We start from the raw sequence: 18,826 nt of genomic DNA on the forward strand, positions 1-18,826 counted from the left end.
ACGCAGAAAGCCCCGGCGCGCGCCGGGGCTCTCGGGTTCCGCGATGCGGCGCGCCTCAGCCCTCGGTCGTCACATGCACCGCGGGCTTCGCGCCCCCGTGCCAGTCGCCGCCCAGCGATCGCTCCACCTGCGCCGCGAGCTGCAGCAGCAGCCCGTCGCGCCCCTGCGCCGCCTGCAGGTGCATTCCCAGCGGCAGGCCGTTGGCGTGGCGGGCCATCGGGATCGACAGGCCCGGCGTGCCGCACAGGTTGTTCAGCGGCGTGTAGGCGAAGAACCCCCACAGGTTCTCGAACCAGGCCAGCGGCGAGGGCTCGGAGGTCGTGGTCAGGTACTCCGTCGTCCCGATCCGCGGCGTCTCCCGCGCGGTGATCGGGGTCAGGATCACGTCCCAGCTCTCGAAGAACGCGCCGAAGGCGCGCGAGGTCTCGTTGAACGCATACTGCATGTCCGAGCGCTCGGTGAAGGAGGCGTCCTTGCCCTCCTCCCAGATGCGGATGTTCATCGGCTCGATCAGGTCCGCGGGGGGCGTCTCGAGGCCCCGCGCGCGGAGCAGGTTGTTCACCGTCTGCGCGAACTGGGTGATGTAGCAGGTGGTCTGCGCGGCGTAGGCCTTCTCGAAGTCCACCGTGGGGACGACCCATTCGACATGGTGGCCGAGGTCCTCGAACACCTTCGCGACCCGCTCCAGCTCGGCCGCGATATGGGGCGTCGCGCGGTAGGGCCCCCACTCATGGCTGACCGCGATCTTCAGGGGCCTGGGGTCGCGCTGGATCATCTCCAGGAACGGAACCTCGGGCGTCCAGTAGGGCATGTATTCCCCGGGCGCCCCGCCCCGGCAGGCGTCCACGAAGGCGGCGGTGTCGCGCACCGTGCGGCTGAGGCAGCCCTGCGTCGACACCGGCGCCGCGTAGTCCGAGGCGTAGGGCGCGACCGAGAAGGTCCCGCGCGAGCTCTTCAGCCCCACCAGCCCGCAGACCCCCGAGGGAATGCGGATCGAGCCGCCCCCGTCCGTCCCGTGCCCCAGCGGGAACACCCCCGCCGCGACCGAGGCCGCCGTGCCCGCCGACGACCCGCAGGACGTGTAGTCCGTGTCCCACGGGTTGCGGGTGACGTAGACCTCGGGGTTCTCGGCGGACGAGCAGCAGCCGAACTCCGGCGTGGTGGTCCGCGCCATGATGTTCAGGCCCGCGGCCTTGATCTTCGTGGTGAGGAACGCGTCCGACGTCGGCCGGTTGCCCGCCATGAACTTCGAGCCCTGCTCCTGCAGCCGCCCCGCCACGGTCGGCCCGAGGTCCTTCATCGGGAAGGGCACGCCCGCGAACACGCCCCCCAGGTCGGTCCCCCCGGCCGAGGCGTCGGCGATCGCGTCGTCGAAGCACTCGATCACCGCCTCGATCCTGGGGTTGGTCAGGGCGGCGGCCGCGGCGGCCTGGGCGGCCAGCTCCTCGGGCTTCACCTCGCCGGAGCGGACCAGCTCGGCCAGGCCCAGACCATCGCGCGCGGACCACTCGTCCCAGCTCAACACCGTCGTCACGTCGTTTCCAGTCTTCGAAGGGAGGCGGCCGGAAGCGGTCGCCGGAAGGAAAGAAGGGGCGATAATGGTCCGGACCATGCGCGAACGGAAGGCCCCCGGCCTGCGTCGAGATGCCGGCGACGCAACGGCAGGCGGGGGCGGGGCCCCGGGCCTGACCCGGGGCCTCCTGCGCAACGGTTGCGGACGGCGCCCGATGCGGGCGTCTCGCGGCGCCCCCGGGTCCGGCTCGAGGGCGGGCGTCGGGCAGAGGCCCCGGGTCAGGCCCGGGGCGCCCTTGGGGCGCGGCGCGCCGCTGCGCCCCGGCGGGCCGGTTCAGCGGGCCAGCATCGCCTCGACCAGCTCCTGCACCGCCAGCGCCTCCTCGACGGTGGCCAGCCGGTGCGGCTCGCCGCGCATCATCCGGTCGAGATGGTCGAGCTGCGCGCGCAGGCTCTCGGCGCGGGGATCGGCGGGCTCCTCGCCCACCGGCTCGAAGGCGCCGCCGTCGGAGACCGCGGTGCGGTAGAAGTCCGAGATCCGCCAGCTCCGCTTCGACCCCGTGACCGTCACCTCCTGCCGGTCCGGCTGCACGCCGCCGACCGAGCCGAAGACCGACACCGGCACGCCGGCGGCGTTCTCCAGCCGGGCGGCGATATGCGTCTCGCACAGCGCCGGATCGGCCGGATAGGCGGGCTTCGCCCAGACCAGCGACAGCGGTCCCAGCACCCGGCCCGAGAAGAACAGGAAATGCGAGATCACCTCGCGCACGTAGCCGCCCTCGGCCGCGAAGCGCAGCCAGTCGGCCTCGATCTGCCAGGCGCGGGGCCAGTGCGGATAAGTGACCACGATGTCGACGCCGCGATCCTCGCCGCGCCCCTCGTCCCCGAGCACCGCCGCCAGCGCCGCGCCGGCGGCCTGGGTGAAGTTCACCGCCGCGGGCGTCCCCGCCGCGGCCAGCCGCGCGGCGAGGTCCCGGCTCTCGGCCACGTCGACGCCGAAGGGCTTCTCCAGGAACACCGCCTTGCCCTGCGCCGCGGCGGCCAGCGCGTAGGCCTTGCGCGGGGCGGGAGGGCAGGCGAGGTAGACCACGTCCGCCGCCTCGATCGCCGCCTCGGCCGAGCCGACGATCGTCCCGGGCGCCAGCCGCGCCGCCTGGGCGCAGGCCTCGGCCGAGGGATCCCAGGCCGCGACCGCCTCGAAGGCCGGATGGCGGCCCATGTGCTCGATCATCCGCCGACCCATGATCCCCAGGCCGATCACGCCGACCTTCCACGTCTCGCCCATCGCGAAGCCTCTCCCTGTCGTTGCGCCCCCTGAATGCCGCGCCGCCCGCACGAGGTCCAGCCCGCCGCCGCGCCGCCTGCGGACGGCGGCGCTTGCCGGGGCGGCGCGGGCGGCCCTATCGTTCCCGATGCAACCGTATTCCCGACGCCCCCGCGCGGGATCCCCCCACGACCGACGCCCGCCCCGGCCCCCGGCCGCCCGGCGCGCGCCACCCGGAGACGCCCATGCCGACCACCCTCGTCCGCAACGCCGCCTGGGCCGTCGTCTGGGATCCCGCCCGCGCCCGCCAAGTCTACGCCCGCGACGTCGACCTCGCCTTCACGGACGACCGCATCGTCCACGTCGGCCCGGACTTCGAGGGCGAGGCCGAGACGGTGATCGACGGCGCCGGGCTGATGGTCATGCCCGGCCTCGTCGACATCCACGCCCATCCCCAGAGCCAGCCCGTCCAGCGCGGCCTGCGCGAGGAGCACGGCGTGCGCCACCACTACATGACCGGCCTCTACGAGAGGATGCAGGCCTTCGGCGGCTTCACCCACGAGGACATGGAGGCCGGGTTCGAGGCCGCGGCCTGCGAGCTGCTCCTCTCGGGCGTCACCACGCTGTGCGACATCGGCGCCTTGTTCCCGCGCTGGACCGAGCTGTTCGTGCAGAGCGGCCTGCGCGGCTTCCTCGCCCCCAGCTTCGGCTCGGGGACCTGGAAGCTGGAGGTGGACCACCGGCTCGACTTCGCCTGGAACGAGCAGGGCGGGCGCGACGGGCTCGACGCGGCGCTGGCCTTCATCGACGGGCTGGCGCACGAGCCCTCGGGCCGGCTGACGGGCGTGGTCTCCCCCTCCCAGATCGAGAACTGCACGGGCGAGCTGCTGCGCGACGCCTTCGACGCGGCCTGCGAGCGCAAGGTCCCCTACACGTTCCACGCCGCCCAGGGCGTGTGGGAGGTGCAGGAGATGCTGCGCCGTCACGGCCGAACCCCGATCCAGTGGGCCAACGACCTCGGCGTGCTGGCGCCGGGCACGATCCTGGGGCACGCGATGTTCCTCGACCGCCACTCCTGGATCCGCTGGTGCACGGACGAGGACCTGGGCATCCTCGCCGACAGCGGCACGGCGGTGGCGCACTGCCCGACGCCGTTCTCGCGCTATTCGCACCTGATGGAGAACTTCGGCGACTACGTGCGCGCGGGCGTCACCATGGGCATCGGCACCGACTGCAGCCCCCACAACATGATCGAGGAGATGCGCAAGGTCTCCACCTTCGCGCGCATCGCCGGGCGCGACGTCGAGGCGACCTCGCTCGACCAGGTGTTCCACGCGGCGACGGTGGGGGGGGCGACGGCGCTGATGCGCGACGACATCGGGCGGCTGGCGCCGGGGATGAAGGCGGACGTGGTGCTGGTGGACCTTGCGAATCCGTGGATGCGCCCGGTGCACGACCCGCTGCGCAGCCTGGTGTTCCACGCCGCCGACCGGGCGGTGCGCGACGTCTTCGTGGACGGCCGCCAGGTGGTGGCCGACGGGCAGGTCCTGACCCTCGACGCCGCCTCCGCCTGCGCGCGGCTGGAGGAGGCGCAGGTGCGGATGATGGCGGGCGTCCCCGACCGCGACCACCTCGGCCGCACCGCCGAGCAGATCGTCCCGCGCAGCCTGCCGTTCTGACGAGACGGGGGCGCCGCGTCCCTCCGCCGGCCCCTCGCGGCCCCCCCCCCCGGCGCCTCCTCGCCGGCGATCGGGGCGCAGGCATCGCCCCCCTCTGCGCCCCGGCCGGGCGCGGCGCGCCCGCCCTCGGGGCGCGCCCTCGCCGCCTCCGCGGCGGGGCCGCGGGGGCGGCGCCGGGGGGGGCGTTCGGGCCGCCTCCGGCCCGCCTATTGCGCGACAGGGCTTGCTCCCGGGGCCGGTTCGGCGCACACGCCTTGCGCAACGGGCGCGGCGCCCGGTGGGCGGGAGACGTCGGGTCGCATCCGTCCCGGTCGCCGCCGCCCCCATCTGAGCGGTCCGGCGGGAGACGGCTCCCTCCGGCGACGGCGAGAAGGACAGGGGCGGATCATGCAGGCGACGGGCGGGCTCGGCAAACGATCGCTGGCCCTATCGCTCTTGCGGGCGGCGAACTCGCGGCGCGGAGCCGACAAGATCACCGTCGGCGAGATCCTCGCCGCGCTGGGCGAGCGCTCCTTCGGCTGGACCTTCCTGCTGTTCGCCATCGTCAACATGCTGCCGCTGCCCATCGGCGCCACGCTGGTCACCGCGATCCCGCTGATCCTGCTCTCGCTGCAGCTCGTGCGCGGACGGCGCAGCGTGACCCTGCCGCGGCGGGTGATGGCGATCGAGGTGGGACGCGAGGCCTTCCGGCGCAGCATCCACCGCCTGCGCCCGGTGATGCGGCCGGTCGAGAGGGTGCTCAAGCCCCGCTTCCCCGCCCCCTTCGCCCCGGGACGCGAGCGCCTGCTGGGGCTGATGCTGCTGCTGATCTCGGTGGCGCTGTTCCTGCCGATCCCGCTGTCCGCCTGGGGTCCCGCGATCTCGATCCTGATCTGCGCCCTGGGCCTGATCGAGGAGGACGGCGTGGTCCTGCTCGCGGGCTTCGTCGCCGGCGCGATCTCCATCGCGATCACCATCGGCGTGGTGGCGATGATCGTCTTCGAGGCCTCGATCCTCCTCTAGCCGCCGGGCGCCGCGCCCAGCAGCTCCAGGATCGCCTCCGCCACCCGGTCGTGGGCCTTGCCCAGGTGGTGCCCGCCCGGGAGCGCCAGGGTCGCGGCCCCGGGCAGGGGCGGGTCGCAGGCCGAGCTCTCCTCCTCCGCGCCCCGCACGCACAGCACCGGCAGCGCGGGGGGCAGCGCCGCGATCTCGGCGGCGACGTCGGCCGCCCCGGTGGCGCCGCCCAGCCAGCCGGCGGGCGAGATCTCGAACCCCGTGCGCCGCTCCGGCGCCAGCAGCACGAGACCCGCGAGCCGCGCCTGCGCCGCCGCGGGCAGCCGGCGCAGGGCGAAGGGGGCGACGTTGGCGCCCATCGAGAAGCCGATCACCAGCACCGGCCGCTCCCCCCACGCGGCGCTGCGCCGGGCGATCAGGCCGGCGAGCTCGCGCGCCATCGCCTCGGGCCGCTTCTCCCGCCACAGCCAGCGCAGCAGCGAGACGCCGGCCACCGGCACGCCCTGCGCCGCCAGCTGGTCGGCGACCTGGGCGTCGAAGGCCGCCCAGCCGCCGTCGCCCGAGAGGAAGATCGCGAAGACCCCGCGCTCCGCCGCGCCCGGGGGGACGGGGTGCAGGACCACCGGCATCGGCTCCCCCGCCGCGCCTTCGCGGAAGGCGACGTCGGCGCCCGAGACGGCCCACGCCGTCTCGAGGAAGCCGACCGAGACCGCCGCCGGCCCCGCGTCCGGCGTCCCGCGCCGGGGCCGGATCCGCTCCCCGTCCGGCGCGACGGCGGCGACGCCGGGCAGCGGGGGCAGGGGCGAGCGTCCGGCCGCGTCCGTCAGGTCGAACCAGCGCACCGGGGCCTTGGCGAGCCGGCCGGCCGTCGCCGCCTCCGCCGCCTCCGGGCAGCCCGGCGCGGGGGCGAGGCGGTCGGTGGCGAGGCCCTTGACCGCGTCCGGCGCCGCCGCGGCCATCGCCAGCGCCAGGCCCGCGCCTTCCTCCCGGCCGACCAGCGTCGGCGGGATCGCGCCGACCCCCGCCCGCGCCGTCGCCGCGCGGACCAGCGCCGTCGCCGCGCGTCCGGCCTCGGCGCAGTCGCGGGGCAGGCGGCGCAGGTCCAGCCCCACCACCAGCGCCCGCCCGCGCGCGAGCCGCGCCGCCCGCGCCTCCAGCCCCGGGGTCCAGCCCTCGGCCCCCGAGATCATCACCACGACCGAGCGCGCGGCTTCCGCCGGCAGATGCAGGGCGGCGGGGGCCGCCCCCTCCGGCGACGCGCGCCCGGCGGCCAGCGCGGCCAGCAGCAGCACGAGGCCGGCCAGCGCCGCCAGCAGCAGCGCGAGGCCGACCGGCGCCGCCGCCGCCGGCGATATGCGGATCCTCGGGGCCATCTCGCCCCCGGCAATAGGCGGCGGAGGGTGGCCAGCCGGTTAAGGCCGGCCTGCGCCGCCCCTCAGGCCGGCCCCAGCGCCAGCCCCGCGTGGCGGGCCTTCAGCTGCAGGCCCAGCAGGCGCGAGTAGAAGCGCGACTGGGCGAGATTGCCGCCCATGAACCACAGCCCCGGCTCGGGCGTGGGCTTCCACATGTTGCGAAGCTCCCCCTCCCAGGGCCCCGGATCGCCGCGCACGCCCGAGCCGTAGCCCCAGCAGCGCCCCACGCGCGCGGCGGTCTCGGGGTCGATCAGGCGGGCGACCCATTCCTCCATGGCGCCGAAGCCGGTGGCGTAGACGATCATCTCGGCGGGCAGGACCTCGCCGTCGTCGAGCTCCACCCCCTCCGCCCGCAGCCGCGCCACGCCCTTGCCAGAGCGCAGCCCGATGCGTCCGTCGATCACCATCGCGCAGGCGCCCACGTCGAAGTAGTAGCCCGAGGCGGTGCGGGGATACTTCAGCATCCCCGTGCCGTCCTCGCCGAAGTCCAGCGCGAAGCCCGCGGCCTCGAGCGCGTCGTAGAACCCCGCCTCGTCCTCGCGCACCTTCGCCCAGAGGCGCCGCGCGTTCTCCTCCTGCACCCGGAAGGGGGAGGCGGCGAGCATCAGGTCCGCCCGCTCCGTCGTGACCCCCCGCTCCACCGCCTCCTGCGAGAACAGCGGCCCGAGCATCGGGCCGATCACCGTCGTCTGCTGCACGATCATCGTGGACGAGCGCTGGATCATCACAGGCTTCGCGCCATGCGCGGCGAGGTCCGCGGCGATGTCATGGGCGGAGTTGTTGGCCCCCACGATCACCACGCGCCGGCCCTCCATCCCCTCGCCCGAGGCGAACTCGGAGGAGTGGAGCTGCACGCCCCCGAACGCCTCCCGCCCCTCGAACTGCGGAACCTTCGGGAAGCCGGCGTTGCCCACCGCCATCACCAGGTGCTTGGGCGAGAGGGTCACGGTCTCGTCCCCCCGCTTCAGCGTCACGGTCCAGCCGTCGCCCTCGCGCGCGGCGCCCAGACACTCGGTCCCCGTCCAGACGACCAGCTCCATCGCGTGGGAATAGGCGGCGAGCCAGTCGCCCATCTTGTCCTTGGGGGTGAACACCGGCCAGAAGTCGGGGAAGGGCATGTAGGGCATGTGGTCGTACCAGACCGGGTCATGCAGGGTCAGCGCCTTGTAGCGCGAGCGCCACTGGTCCCCGACCCGCGGATGACGGTCGACGACCAGATACGGAACCCCCAGCATCTCCAGCCGCGCGGCGAGCGCCAGCCCCGCCTGACCGCCGCCGACGATCAGGACGTAGGGGTCTTCGCCCTGTCCATACTGTTCGCCCTTCGCCGCCAGCCGCTCCTTCCAGTTGCGGCCCTGCGCGTCCTCCACCAGCCCCGAGGGCCGGCGGGCGCGCAGCGGCTCGGGGTGGTCGTGGAACCCCTCCAGCGTCAGCATCAGCGTGCGGCAGCGGCCGTCCTGCAGCCGCACGTAGCCCCGCCCGTGGCCCAGCGCGGTCTCGAAGGCCACGAAGCCTTCCTGCGCGGGGTCGGCGCCGGGGAGGAGGGGCGGCGCCTCGGCCGTCACCTTCAGACCGGCGTCGGCGCCGGCCGAGCAGGCGAAAGCGGCGATGGCCGGGGCGCCCTCGATCGTCTGCAGCGTGCCGCCGGCGGCCACGAAGTCGCGCCAGAAGCCGCCCGGCTGGAACAGCGCCTCGACGGCGGAGGGATCGCGGGCGCAGACGGCCTCGGTCAGGCTGCGGGCCCAGGTCTCGATCGACATGCTCAGTCCTCCGAGACCATCAGGCCGGCGGTCTCGCCGCCGTCCACCGTCACCACGTCGCCCGTCACGTAGCCCGAGCGCGGAGAGATCAGCCAGGCCACCGCCTCGGCCACGTCCTCGGCGAGGCCAAGGCGGGCCATCGGGATGCGGGCCGTCAGCAGCTCCCGCCGCCCGGGGAGCGACAGGGTGCGCCCCATCATCCGGGTTTCGATCTGGCCGGGGCAGACGGCGTTGATGCGCACCTCCGGCCCGATCTCCAGCGCCAGGCTCCTGGTCAGCCCGATCAGCGCGGCCTTGGAGGCGGTGTAGAGCGCCAGCCCCCGCTCCCCCGCCTTGCCCGCCACCGAGGCGATCATCACCACCGAGCCGCCCGCAAGCGCCCCCAGCAGCCGCGCCGTCAGCATCGTCGGCGCGCGCAGGTTCAGGTCCATCACCCGGTCGTAGAGCGCGTCGTCGGTCTTCGCGAAGTCGGCCCGCACCCCCACGCCCGCGTTGTTCACCAGCCCCGAGAGCCGCCCGCCCGACAGCGCCAGCGCCCGGTCCGCGGCGGCGTGGATGCCGGCGGCGGAGCCGAGGTCGGCCTCGAAATAGGTGGCGCCGGGGATCTCGGCGGCGAGCGCCGCGCCCGCCTCGGCGTCGCGGCCGCAGAACAGGACGGGAAAGCCCTCGTCGGCCAGCAGGCGCACGCAGGCGGCGCCGATTCCATGGGTTCCGCCGGTGACCAGGACGGGGGCGGCGTCGGCGGGGGCGTAGGCGCGGGGCATCGCGGCTCCTCCAGGGGTCACAGGGGCGGGCGCGCGAAGGGCCCGCGCGCCTGCTCGAAGGCATGGGCGGCCTGCAGCACGCCGAGGTCGTCGAAGCGCCGGGCGACGATCTGCAGCCCCACCGGCAGGCCCGCGGGGGTGACGCCGCAGGGCACGGAGCAGGCCGGATCGCCCGACATGTTGAACGGGTAGGAGAACTGCGCCCAGGCGAGCCAGTCCCAGGCGTGCGCGTGCCAATGCTCGGGCTGCACAAGCTCCACCGGGAAGGCCGCGACCGAGGCGGCAGGGGTGACCAGGAGGTCGTAGGCCTGAAGGGTCTGCGCGATCTGCGCCACGTAGGCGAACTTGCGCTCGCGCCAGTCGAGGTAGTCGGTGGCGGAGTAATGCGCCCCCTCCCGGATGCAGGCGACGAGGTCCGCGCCCATGCGCGCCTCATACTCCTCCAGCAGGGCGGCGCGGCGGCCGAGGAAGGCCGTCCAGTAGAAGCGGCCGAGGTCGGGGCCCAGCGGCCCCCAGGGGGGCGAGATCTCCTCGACCTGCGCGCCCAGATCCTCCAGCGACTTCACGGCGCGGGCCACGACCTGCGCCACCTCCGGGTCGACGCGGGCATGGCCGAGGTCGGGGGAGAAGGCGATGCGCCGGCCCCGCAGCGGGCGGTCGAGCAGGGCGGGATAATCGGCGGGCGGCGCCTCGGCGCTGGTGTGGTCGAGGGGGTGGGGCCCGGCCATGACCTTCAGCATCGCCGCCCCATCGGCGACCGTGCGGGTCATCGGCCCGATGTAGGCCGCGTAGTCGGTGTTCGAGACGGGCACATGCGGCACCCGCCCGTAGGTCGGCTTCAGCCCGAACACGCCGCAGAAATGCGCCGGCATCCGGATCGAGCCCGCCCCGTCCGAGCCCAGATGCAGCGGCCCGAACCCCGCCGCCGCGGCCACGCCCGCGCCGGCCGAAGAGGCGCCCGCGTTCAGCCCATGCCCCCAGGGATTGTGGGTGATCCCGTTGACCGGGTTGCGGCTGATCCCCGACCAGGCGAATTCCGACATGGTGGTCTTGCCGACGATCACCGCCCCGGCCGCGCGCAGCCGCGCCGTCACCGGGTTGTCCGCCGCCGCCGGCCCCTTGCGCACCGCCCAGGACCCGGTCTCGGTCGGCTGGCCCGCGACGTCGTAGAAATCCTTGATGGTGACCGGCACGCCCTCCAGCGGCCGCGCCTCGCCCGCGGCGAAGCGGGCGTCGGAGGCGCGAGCCGCCGCCATCGCCTCCTCCGCCATCACCGAGGAGAAGGCGTTCAGTCCCGGATCCAGCGCCTCGATCCGGCGCAGCACGGCGGCGACCGCCTCGGAAGGCGCGGCCTCGCCCGCCGCGTAGAGGCCGTGCAGCTCGCGCGCGGAGGCGTAGCCGAACGCGTCGTCGGTCAGGGACATGGCGGTTTCCTCGGCGGGGGGATCAGGACGGGGAGATCAGGACGGGGAGGTCAGGGCGGGGGATCAGCGGCCCATGGCGGCGAGGCGCGCGGCCACCGGGGCGGGGACGGGGGGCAGGTCGGCGTTGCGCGCGCGCAGGTCGCGGAAGGCGGCCTCGGTCGCTTCCAGCACGCGGTCGACGTCGGCGGGGGTCATCGCGGCGTTCGCGAACATGTTGTGGTAGGGGCTCAGCAGCGCCCCGTTCTCGATCGCCACGTCGCAGAAGCGGTAGATGCGGCGCAGGTCCGCGTCCTCCTCGAAGCGGAAGAGGGGCATGGCCGCAGGTCCGCTCTGCACGAAGCCGAAGTCGTGGCGGGCGGCCTGCTCGGCCAGCCCCTCGCGCAGGCGGCGGGCGGCGGTCTGCAGGCGGTCGAGGTAGCCGCCCTCGGCCACCTGCGCCATCACCTCCAGCGCCGCGGCCATCGGCGCGGCGGAGAACCAGAACGAGCCGGTGACGAACACCGAAGCCGCCGCTGCGCGGACCTTCTCCGCCCCCGTCACGGCCGAGATCGGCTGGCCGTTGCCCAGCACCTTGCCCCAGCAGGTCAGGTCGGGGGCCACGCCCAGCCCCTCCCACGCGCCGCCGGCGGCCAGGCGGAAGCCGGTGCGCACCTCGTCGAGCATCACCAGCGCGCCGGCGCGGTCGGCGAGCTCGCGCACCTTCCGCGCGAAGGCCGCGTCGACGTCGAGCTGGTCCTCGAAGGTCTCGTGGCGATGGGGGGTGAGGAGGATGGCGGCCAGGTCCTCGCCCGCCGCCTCCACCGCCGCCTCGAGGCCGGCGAGGTCGTTGTAGTCGAAATGGGCGATATGGGCGCGCTCCTCGGGCAGCACGCCCACGGGGCGGGGCGTGCACCAGGGCTGGGCGCCGTGGTAGGAATTGCGCGCGGTCAGGATCACCCGGCGGCCGGTGCAGGCGCGCGCGATCATCACCGCCATGCCGGTCGCGTCCGAGCCGTTCTTGCAGAACATCGCCCATTCGGCGTCCGCGATGCGCGCCACCATCGTCTCGGCCAGCTCCACCATCAGCGCCGAGGGGCCGGAGGCGGTGTCGCAGACCTCCATCTGCGCGCGGGCCGCGGCCAGCACCCGCGGCTCGCCATAGCCCAGCAGGTTGGGTCCGAAGGCCGAGAGCAGGTCGACGTATTCGCGCCCGTCCACGTCCCACAGGCGGCAGCCCTCGGCGCGGGCGTAGAACTGGGACGCGCTCGGCGGGGCCAGCGTGGTCGCCATGTGCCCGTACATGCCGCCGGGGATCGCCTTCGCGGCCCGCGCCCGAAGCGCCCTGTCCGCCTGTCCGCTCGTCATGTCGCTCCCCTCGGCCGGTCTCCTGCGCGGCACGCTAGGCCCGATGCCGCGGCCCGGCGAGCGCTTTTTCGCCGCGCGCAGGCGCAGCGCCCCCGCTCAGGCCCCTGCTCAGGCCACCGCTCAGGCCACCGCTCAGGCCCCCGGGGCGCCGCCCGGATCGGCGCCCGAACCGGCATAGGTGCGCGCCTCGATGGGCGTGGTCTCGATGGCCTCGAGGAGGCGGGCCAGCAGCAGCTCCTCCGCCCGGTTCTTCACCGCATGCTCGTTCCAGACCACGTGCACGTCGATGGCGGGCAGGCCGGCGTAGGGCGGCACCTGCCACAAGAGCCCGTCGCGCACGTCCCGCTCGGCCACATGCACGGGCAGGGGGCCGACGCCGAGCCCCGCCACGATCATCCGGCGCACCTCCTCGAGATGCGAGGACAGCCCGGTGATCTTCTGGCCCAGCTCCGCCTCGGCCCGCATCAGCGTGACGGGCCGCAGCACGTCCTGCAGCCGGTCCGTCTCGAAGCTGACCGAGCGGTGGCCGGCCATGTCCGACATCTGCAGGTCGCGGCGCCCGAACAGCGCATGGGGCGGGCCGCAGAACAGGCCGAAGAACTCGCGATACAGGCGACGGTACTCCAGCCGCGGGTTGTGGTCGCGCACCAGGCAGACCGCGAAGCTGGAGCGCTTGGCCATCACCTCGGCGATGGCGTCGGCGCTCGACAGCACGTCGATCGAGACCGTGGCGTGGGGGTGGTCGGCATGGAACGCGGCCAGCGCCCGGTCGAACAGCGGGCAGACCACGTGGCTCGCCACGCTGATCTTCACATGCCCCTGCACCTCGTCGGTCAGCTCGCGCATCAGGGTCGAGAGCCGCAGGACCGAGCCGTTGATCTCCAGCGCCTCGCGATACAGCAGCCGCCCCGCGTCCGTCAGCGCATAGCGCCCCGGCGAGCGGTCGATCAGCTTGCGCCCGATCCGCTCCTCCAGCCGTTTCAGCGCCGCCGAGACCGAGGGCTGCTTCAGCCGCAGCCGCTGGGCGCCCTCGGTGATCGAGGGGCTTTCGGCCAGCACCACGAAGGTGCGCAGCAGGTTCCAGTCGAGCTCGCGCGCGATGCGCTCGGGTTCGGCGCGGGGGGTGGGGACGGCGCGAGCCATAGACGGTGCCTCTAGTCACAATTCTCGATATCTATTTGATCTATGTCGCGCGGCGCCGCCATCCTTTTCGCATCAGCGAAAAGGTGGGACATCGCCCATGTCGTCCGTCGAGGCCCGCGAGGCGCGCCAGCCCTGGATCCTGCTCTCCCCGGCCCTGACGGCCGTGGGTCTGCTGCTGTTCGTGCCGCTGATCTTCATCGTGGTCTACAGCTTCTGGCTGCGCACGGCGACGGGCGCGGACGTGGCGGGCTTCCACCTCGACAACTGGGCCGAGGCGCTGACCGACGCCTTCTACCGCGACATCCTGATCTCGACCCTGCGCATCGCCGCGATCACCACCGTCGTCTGCGCGCTGGCGGGCTATCCGGCGGCGTATTTCATCGCGCGCTCGCGGGGCAACAAGATGATCCTGCTGCTGCTGCTGATGCTGCCGTTCTGGATCAGCTACATCATCCGCACGATGAGCTGGATCAACATCCTGGGCGTCTCCGGGGCGATCAACTCGGCGCTCATGGCGCTGGGCGTGATCTCCGAGCCGATCAACATGCTCTACAACGAGACGACGGTGATCCTGGGGCTGGTGCACTTCCTGCTGCCCTTCATGATCCTCAACATCTACGTCTCGCTGGAAGGCATCGACACCAACCTCGAGGACGCGGCGACCTCGCTCGGCGCGACCCGCTGGCAGTCGTTCCTGGAGGTGACGCTGCCGCTCTCGCTGCCGGGGCTCGCGGCCGGGGGGCTGCTGTGCTTCGTGCTGGGGGCGGGGACCTACATCACGCCGCTGGTGCTGGGCGGCCCGACGGACGCGATGTTCGCGAACCTCGTGTTCGAGGCGATCATCACCCAGCTGAACTGGCCGCTCGGCTCGGCGCTCAGCCTGATGCTGCTGGCGGTGCTGGGGCTGCTGGTCGCGATCTACAACCGCTACCTGGGCATGGCCCAGCTGATGAAGGGGCTCGGCTGATGGGCAGGTTCTCCCTCGGCTGGGCGGCCGTCTCGACCTGGGCCGTGCTGGTCTACGTCTTCATGTTCCTGCCGGTGGCGGTGGTGGTGCTGCTGAGCTTCAACGCCTCCCAGTTCGGCGCCTTCCCGATGACCGGCTTCTCCTTCCGCTGGTTCGTGGAGCTGGCCGAGAACGAGGCGATCCTGCGCGCCTTCCGCACCTCGATCGTGCTGGGCCTGCTGACCGCGGTCATCTCCACGACGCTGGGCGTGCTGGCGAGCCTCGCCCTGGTCCGCTACCGCGTCCCCGGCGCCAACACGATCTCGACCTTCCTGATCGCGCCCATCCTCGTGCCCGAGGTGGTGCTGGCCGTGGCCCTGCTCCTGTTCCTCAACTTCCTGGGCCTGCACAAGAGCTTCGCGCTCCTCCTCTTCGGCCATGTGATCTTCACGCTGCCTTTCGTGGTGCTGGTGGTCCAGGCCCGCCTGATCGCCATCAAGCCGGAGCTGGAGGAGGCGGCGCAAAGCCTCGGCGCCTCCCCCATCCAGACCTTCTTCGCGGTCACCCTGCCGCTGATGGCGCCTGCGGTGGCGGCCGGCGCGCTCTTCGCCTTCACCATCAGCTTCGACGACATCACCGGGACGCTGTTCTGGAAGCCCGGGGGCGTCGAGACCGTGCCCACCCAGATCTTCGCCATGCTGCGCAACTCGATCTCCCCCGAGATCAACGCGCTGGGCACGGTGATGATCGTGATGACCGTCGGCCTGCCGCTGATCGGCGCCGCCGTCGCCCGCCGCCTCGCCGCCCGATCCGGCGGCTGAGACCCCTATGGACCGGGCCGCCAGACGCCCGGCCGCCCCCATCCCGACAAGGAGACCGACATGACCCGCAAGATGGACGCCACCACCCGCTACGAGCGCGCGCGAGAGCGTGTGCTGAACGGCGACCTCGACCGCCGCAAGTTCATGGGCCTGCTGGGCGCCGCCGGCGCCGCCTATGGCCTGGTGACCCCCTACCGCGCCCTGGCGCAGTCGGTCTCCGAGGTGCGCTTCGACGGCTGGGGCGGGGTGGTCTCCGAGGCCCTGCGCGCCAACGCCTTCGATCCCTTCACCGCCGAAACCGGGATCACCGTCGTGGACGGCACCTTCGGCGGCGGCGACGAATACCTCAGCCGCGTGAAGGCTTCCCAGCCCGGCGAATACAACATCGCCCACCTCTCGGGCGTCTTCGACTACGCGCGCTATCACGGGCTGGGCCTGACCTCTGAGCTCAACGAGGCCAACATCCCCAACCTGGAATACGTGATCCCCAAGCTGGTGGAGGTGTTCCGCAAGGTCTCCGACGGCAGCCTCTCCTGCGTGCCCTACGACTACGGAACCACCGGCCTCGCCTACAACCGCAAGCACATCTCCGACGAGGAGATGAAGGAGAAGGGCGCGAAGATCCTCATCGACGAGGCCCACAAGGACAAGATCGGCGGCTGGTCCGACTGGCGCACCCGGATGTGGTACGCGGCGCTGCAGACCGACCAGGACCCCAACGGCGTGACCGACGAGGACGCCTGCTGGGACGCCATCCGCGCCCACCGGGACCTGGCGCTCAAGTACTGGACCTCCGGCGCCGAGCTGATGTCGCTGCTCGCCGAGGAGGAGATCCACGTCACCGAGGGCTGGTCCGGCCGCATCTACGCCCTGCAGGAGCAGGGCCACGACATCGGCTACTACGACCCCCCCAACGGCTACGGCTGGCAGGAGTGCATGTTCGTCCTCAAGGGCTCGCCCATGGAGGCCTGCGAGGAGCTCCTGAACTTCATGCTGGCGCCGGAGACCGCCATCGCGGTGGCCGAGGGCCAGAACTACCCGCCCGCGCTCGACCCCCAGAAGGTCGAGCTGGGCGACAAGATCCCCACCCTGCCGGCCTTCGACCCCTCCGGCACGCTCGAGGGTCTGACCTTCGCCGACCCCGCCTACTGGAACGGCCACGAGGCCGACTGGTCGAAGACCTTCGGCCGCGTCCAGAAAGGGTACTGAGGCGGCTCACGGCCTCAGTCGCGCCCGTCCGGCCCGCGCCCCAGACGCGGGGCGGGCGGGCGCACCTCTCCCGTCCCCGCCGCGCCGGAGACCCGCGCCCCATGAGTTCCGTCATCCTCAAGGACATCGTGAAGCGCTTCGGCGACTTCACCGCCGTCCACAAGACCACGCTCGAGATCCCCGACGGCGCGTTCGTGACGCTGCTCGGTCCCTCGGGCTGCGGCAAGACCACGAACCTGCGGATGATCGCGGGCCTGCTGGACCCGACCGAGGGCGAGATCCTGATCGGCGGCAAGCGGATGAACGACACCCCGATCCACAAGCGCAACCTCGGCATCGTCTTCCAGAACTACGCCCTCTTCCCCCACAAGACGGTCGCCGAGAACGTCGCCTTCGGCCTGAAATACCGCAAGGTTTCCCGCGACGAGATCGCCCGCCGCGTGAAGGACGCGCTGGAACTGGTCCAGCTCCCCCACGTCGGCGACCGCCACCCCAAGGCCCTCTCCGGGGGCCAGCAGCAGCGCATCGCGCTCGCCCGCGCCATCGTCATCAACCCCGACGTGCTGCTGCTCGACGAGCCGCTCTCGGCGCTGGACGCCAACCTGCGCGAGGACATGCGCGTGGAGCTCAAGCGCATCCAGGACCGCATCGGCGTGACCACCGTCTTCGTCACCCACGACCAGTCCGAGGCGCTGGCCATGTCCGACAAGATCGTGGTGATGAGCGCCGGCCACGTCGAGCAGGTCGGCACCCCCGAGGAGGTCTACAACGCCCCGGCTTCCGAGTTCGTGGCGAACTTCCTCGGCGCCTCCAACATCTTCGACGCGCCCTGCACGCAGGCCTCCGCCCAGGGCGCCACCCTCGACGCCCCCGTCTTCGGCCCCGTCGAGGTCGCCGCCGCCCGCGCTCCGGGCGTCGTCTCCGGCCCCGCCAAGCTGGTCCTGCGGGCGGAGAAGCTGCAGCTGATGCCGCAGGGCGCCGTCCCGACGGGCATGATCTCCGCCCCCGCCACCGTCGAGACGGTGGACTACCAGGGCCAGACCGTCCGCTATTTCATCCGCCTCGGCGAGCGTCAGATGCAGGCGATCAACATGATCGACGAGCGTCCCTTCGCCGAGGGCGAGGCGGTCCTCGCCGCCTTCCGCCCCCGCGACTGCGCGGCCCTTCGGGGAGCCTGAGATGAGCCACCTCTTCTACCAGGGCCGCGGCCGCAAGCCGGTGCTGGAGCAGGCCCGCGGCGTCTACATCTGGGACAAGGACGGCCGGCGCTACCTCGACGGCTCCTCGGGCGCGATGGTCTGCAACATCGGCCACTCCAACCCCAACGTCCTGGCCGCCATGCAGCGCCAGATGGAGAAGGCCACCTTCGGCTACCGCCTCCACTTCGAGACCGAGGCCTCCGAGACCCTCGCCGCCCGCCTCTCGGCCCTGATGCCCGAGGGCCTCTCGAAGGTCTTCTTCGTCTCCGGCGGCTCCGAAGCGGTCGAGAGCGCCATGAAGCTCGCCCGCCAACACGCGCTCGCCACCGGCCAGCCCGAGCGCTGGAAGATCTTCTCCCGCGCCCCCTCCTACCACGGCTGCACCCTCGGCGCCCTCGCGGTCACCTCCTACACGCCCCTGACGAAACCCTTCGAGCCGATGATGCAGGCGATGCCCAAGGTCCCGGCCCCGCGCGCCTACCTCGACGGCCTCGACCCCGCGGACCCCGAAACCGGCCGCCACTACGCCGACATGCTCGACGCCGCGATCGAGGCCGAGGGCCCCGAGACCGTCGCCGCCTTCATCGTCGAGCCCGTCGGCGGCGCCTCCACCGGCGCCCTGGTCCCGCCCGCAGGATACATGGAGCGCGTGCGAGAAATCTGCACCCGCCACGGCGTCCTCCTGATCCTGGACGAGGTGATGACCGGCGCCGGCCGCACCGGCCGCTTCCTGGGCTGCGAGCACTGGGGAACCCGCCCCGACATCGTGGTCATGTCCAAGGGCCTCGGCGCCGGCTACGCGCCGCTGGGCGCGATGATCGTGGACGAGAAGCTGGTGGACCCCGTCCTCGACGCCGGCGGCTTCGCCCACGGGTTCACCTACGCCGGCAACCCGCTGGCCTGCGCCGCGGGCCTGGGCGTGCTGGATGAACTCGCCCGCCAGGACCTCTGCACCAACGCGCAGACCATGGGCGAGGCGCTGATGGCCCGCCTCCACGGCCTGATGCAGAAGCACGAGCTGATCGGCGACGTCCGCGGCAAGGGCCTACTGACGGCTTTCGAGCTGATGGCCGACCGCGTGACCAAGGCCCCCCTGCCTGCGCATCTCAACGCCCACCAGCGCCTGGTCGACCTCGCCTACGAGCGCGGCCTGATCGTCTACTCCCGCCGCACCCGCGACGGGACCGAGGGCGACCACATCCTCGTCTGTCCGCCCCTGATCCTGGAGCCCGCCCATCTCGACGAGATCGTCGAGGGCCTCGACGCCTCGCTGACCGCGCTGGCCGAAGACCTCGCCCCCGCGCTCCGCGGCTGAGGCGCCTCCGCCCGCCCCACGGGCGCCCCGGACTTGATCCG

General features: G+C 73.0%; 15 protein-coding genes. 7 read left to right on the forward strand and 8 right to left on the reverse strand.

Features of this window, described 5'->3' with window-relative positions; genetic code table 11:
- Positions 1-55 precede the first annotated feature (55 nt).
- Both BM064_RS00535 and BM064_RS00540 read right to left on the reverse strand, forming a co-directional pair.
- A complete protein-coding gene (locus BM064_RS00535) occupies positions 56-1,534 on the reverse strand; it encodes an amidase (protein WP_092856725.1) in 1,479 nt (492 codons plus the stop codon).
- Between the two features lie 312 nt (positions 1,535-1,846).
- Positions 1,847-2,797, reverse strand: a complete 951-nt coding sequence (locus BM064_RS00540; RefSeq protein ID WP_092856729.1) for a Gfo/Idh/MocA family protein — start codon at positions 2,795-2,797, stop codon at positions 1,847-1,849.
- 224 nt (positions 2,798-3,021) lie between these two features.
- Here BM064_RS00540 and BM064_RS00545 point away from each other — a divergent pair, with 224 nt between their 5' ends.
- Together BM064_RS00545 and BM064_RS00550 are read left to right on the forward strand one after the other, a co-directional pair.
- Positions 3,022-4,455: an amidohydrolase family protein gene (locus BM064_RS00545; RefSeq protein WP_092856732.1), complete on the forward strand. Its 1,434-nt coding sequence runs from the start codon at positions 3,022-3,024 to the stop codon at positions 4,453-4,455.
- Between the two features lie 387 nt (positions 4,456-4,842).
- On the forward strand, positions 4,843-5,457 hold the full coding sequence (locus tag BM064_RS00550; protein ID WP_092856734.1) for an exopolysaccharide biosynthesis protein: 615 nt from the start codon (positions 4,843-4,845) through the stop codon (positions 5,455-5,457).
- Here BM064_RS00550 and BM064_RS00555 read toward each other — a convergent pair.
- From BM064_RS00555 to BM064_RS00580, 6 genes are all read right to left on the reverse strand, one after another.
- Positions 5,454-6,821, reverse strand: a complete 1,368-nt coding sequence (locus BM064_RS00555; protein WP_092856737.1) for an AcvB/VirJ family lysyl-phosphatidylglycerol hydrolase — start codon at positions 6,819-6,821, stop codon at positions 5,454-5,456. The genes BM064_RS00550 and BM064_RS00555 overlap by 4 nt on opposite strands.
- Before the next feature lie 62 nt (positions 6,822-6,883).
- Positions 6,884-8,620, reverse strand: coding sequence for an NAD(P)/FAD-dependent oxidoreductase (locus tag BM064_RS00560; RefSeq protein WP_092856740.1), 1,737 nt, complete (start codon positions 8,618-8,620; stop codon positions 6,884-6,886).
- 2 nt (positions 8,621-8,622) lie between these two features.
- Complete coding sequence (locus BM064_RS00565) at positions 8,623-9,384, reverse strand: SDR family NAD(P)-dependent oxidoreductase (protein WP_092856744.1); 762 nt, start codon at positions 9,382-9,384, stop codon at positions 8,623-8,625.
- A 17-nt stretch (positions 9,385-9,401) separates the two neighbouring features.
- The gene (locus tag BM064_RS00570) at positions 9,402-10,808 is read right to left on the reverse strand and encodes an amidase (protein ID WP_092856747.1); all 1,407 of its coding nucleotides are present in this window, start codon (positions 10,806-10,808) and stop codon (positions 9,402-9,404) included.
- A 63-nt stretch (positions 10,809-10,871) separates the two neighbouring features.
- Entirely contained in the window at positions 10,872-12,152 is a 1,281-nt protein-coding gene (locus BM064_RS00575; RefSeq protein WP_092856750.1) for an aminotransferase class III-fold pyridoxal phosphate-dependent enzyme, read from the reverse strand.
- Between the two features lie 132 nt (positions 12,153-12,284).
- Positions 12,285-13,295, reverse strand: a complete 1,011-nt coding sequence (locus tag BM064_RS00580; RefSeq protein ID WP_092856753.1) for a LysR family transcriptional regulator — start codon at positions 13,293-13,295, stop codon at positions 12,285-12,287.
- Positions 13,296-13,392: 97 nt separating this feature from the next.
- On the opposite strand from BM064_RS00580, the gene BM064_RS00585 reads away from it, so the two are divergent.
- The 5 genes from BM064_RS00585 (at position 13,393) to BM064_RS00605 (ending at position 18,785) form a co-directional block, all read left to right on the forward strand.
- Positions 13,393-14,262 carry an ABC transporter permease gene (locus tag BM064_RS00585; protein WP_092856756.1) on the forward strand — a complete coding sequence of 290 codons (870 nt, stop codon included), beginning with the start codon at positions 13,393-13,395 and terminating at the stop codon, positions 14,260-14,262.
- On the forward strand, positions 14,262-15,062 hold the full coding sequence (locus BM064_RS00590; protein ID WP_092856759.1) for an ABC transporter permease: 801 nt from the start codon (positions 14,262-14,264) through the stop codon (positions 15,060-15,062). The genes BM064_RS00585 and BM064_RS00590 overlap by 1 nt, the downstream gene beginning before the upstream one ends.
- Positions 15,063-15,134: 72 nt before the next feature.
- Entirely contained in the window at positions 15,135-16,271 is a 1,137-nt protein-coding gene (locus BM064_RS00595; protein ID WP_092857620.1) for an extracellular solute-binding protein, read from the forward strand.
- A gap of 101 nt (positions 16,272-16,372) precedes the next feature.
- A complete protein-coding gene (locus BM064_RS00600; RefSeq protein ID WP_092856762.1) occupies positions 16,373-17,449 on the forward strand; it encodes an ABC transporter ATP-binding protein in 1,077 nt (358 codons plus the stop codon).
- A 1-nt stretch (position 17,450) separates the two neighbouring features.
- A complete protein-coding gene (locus tag BM064_RS00605; RefSeq protein WP_092856765.1) occupies positions 17,451-18,785 on the forward strand; it encodes an aminotransferase family protein in 1,335 nt (444 codons plus the stop codon).
- Positions 18,786-18,826: the final 41 nt, after the last annotated feature.

This window comes from Albimonas pacifica, assembly GCF_900113695.1.
GTDB classification, from domain to species: Bacteria; Pseudomonadota; Alphaproteobacteria; order Rhodobacterales; family Rhodobacteraceae; genus Albimonas; species Albimonas pacifica.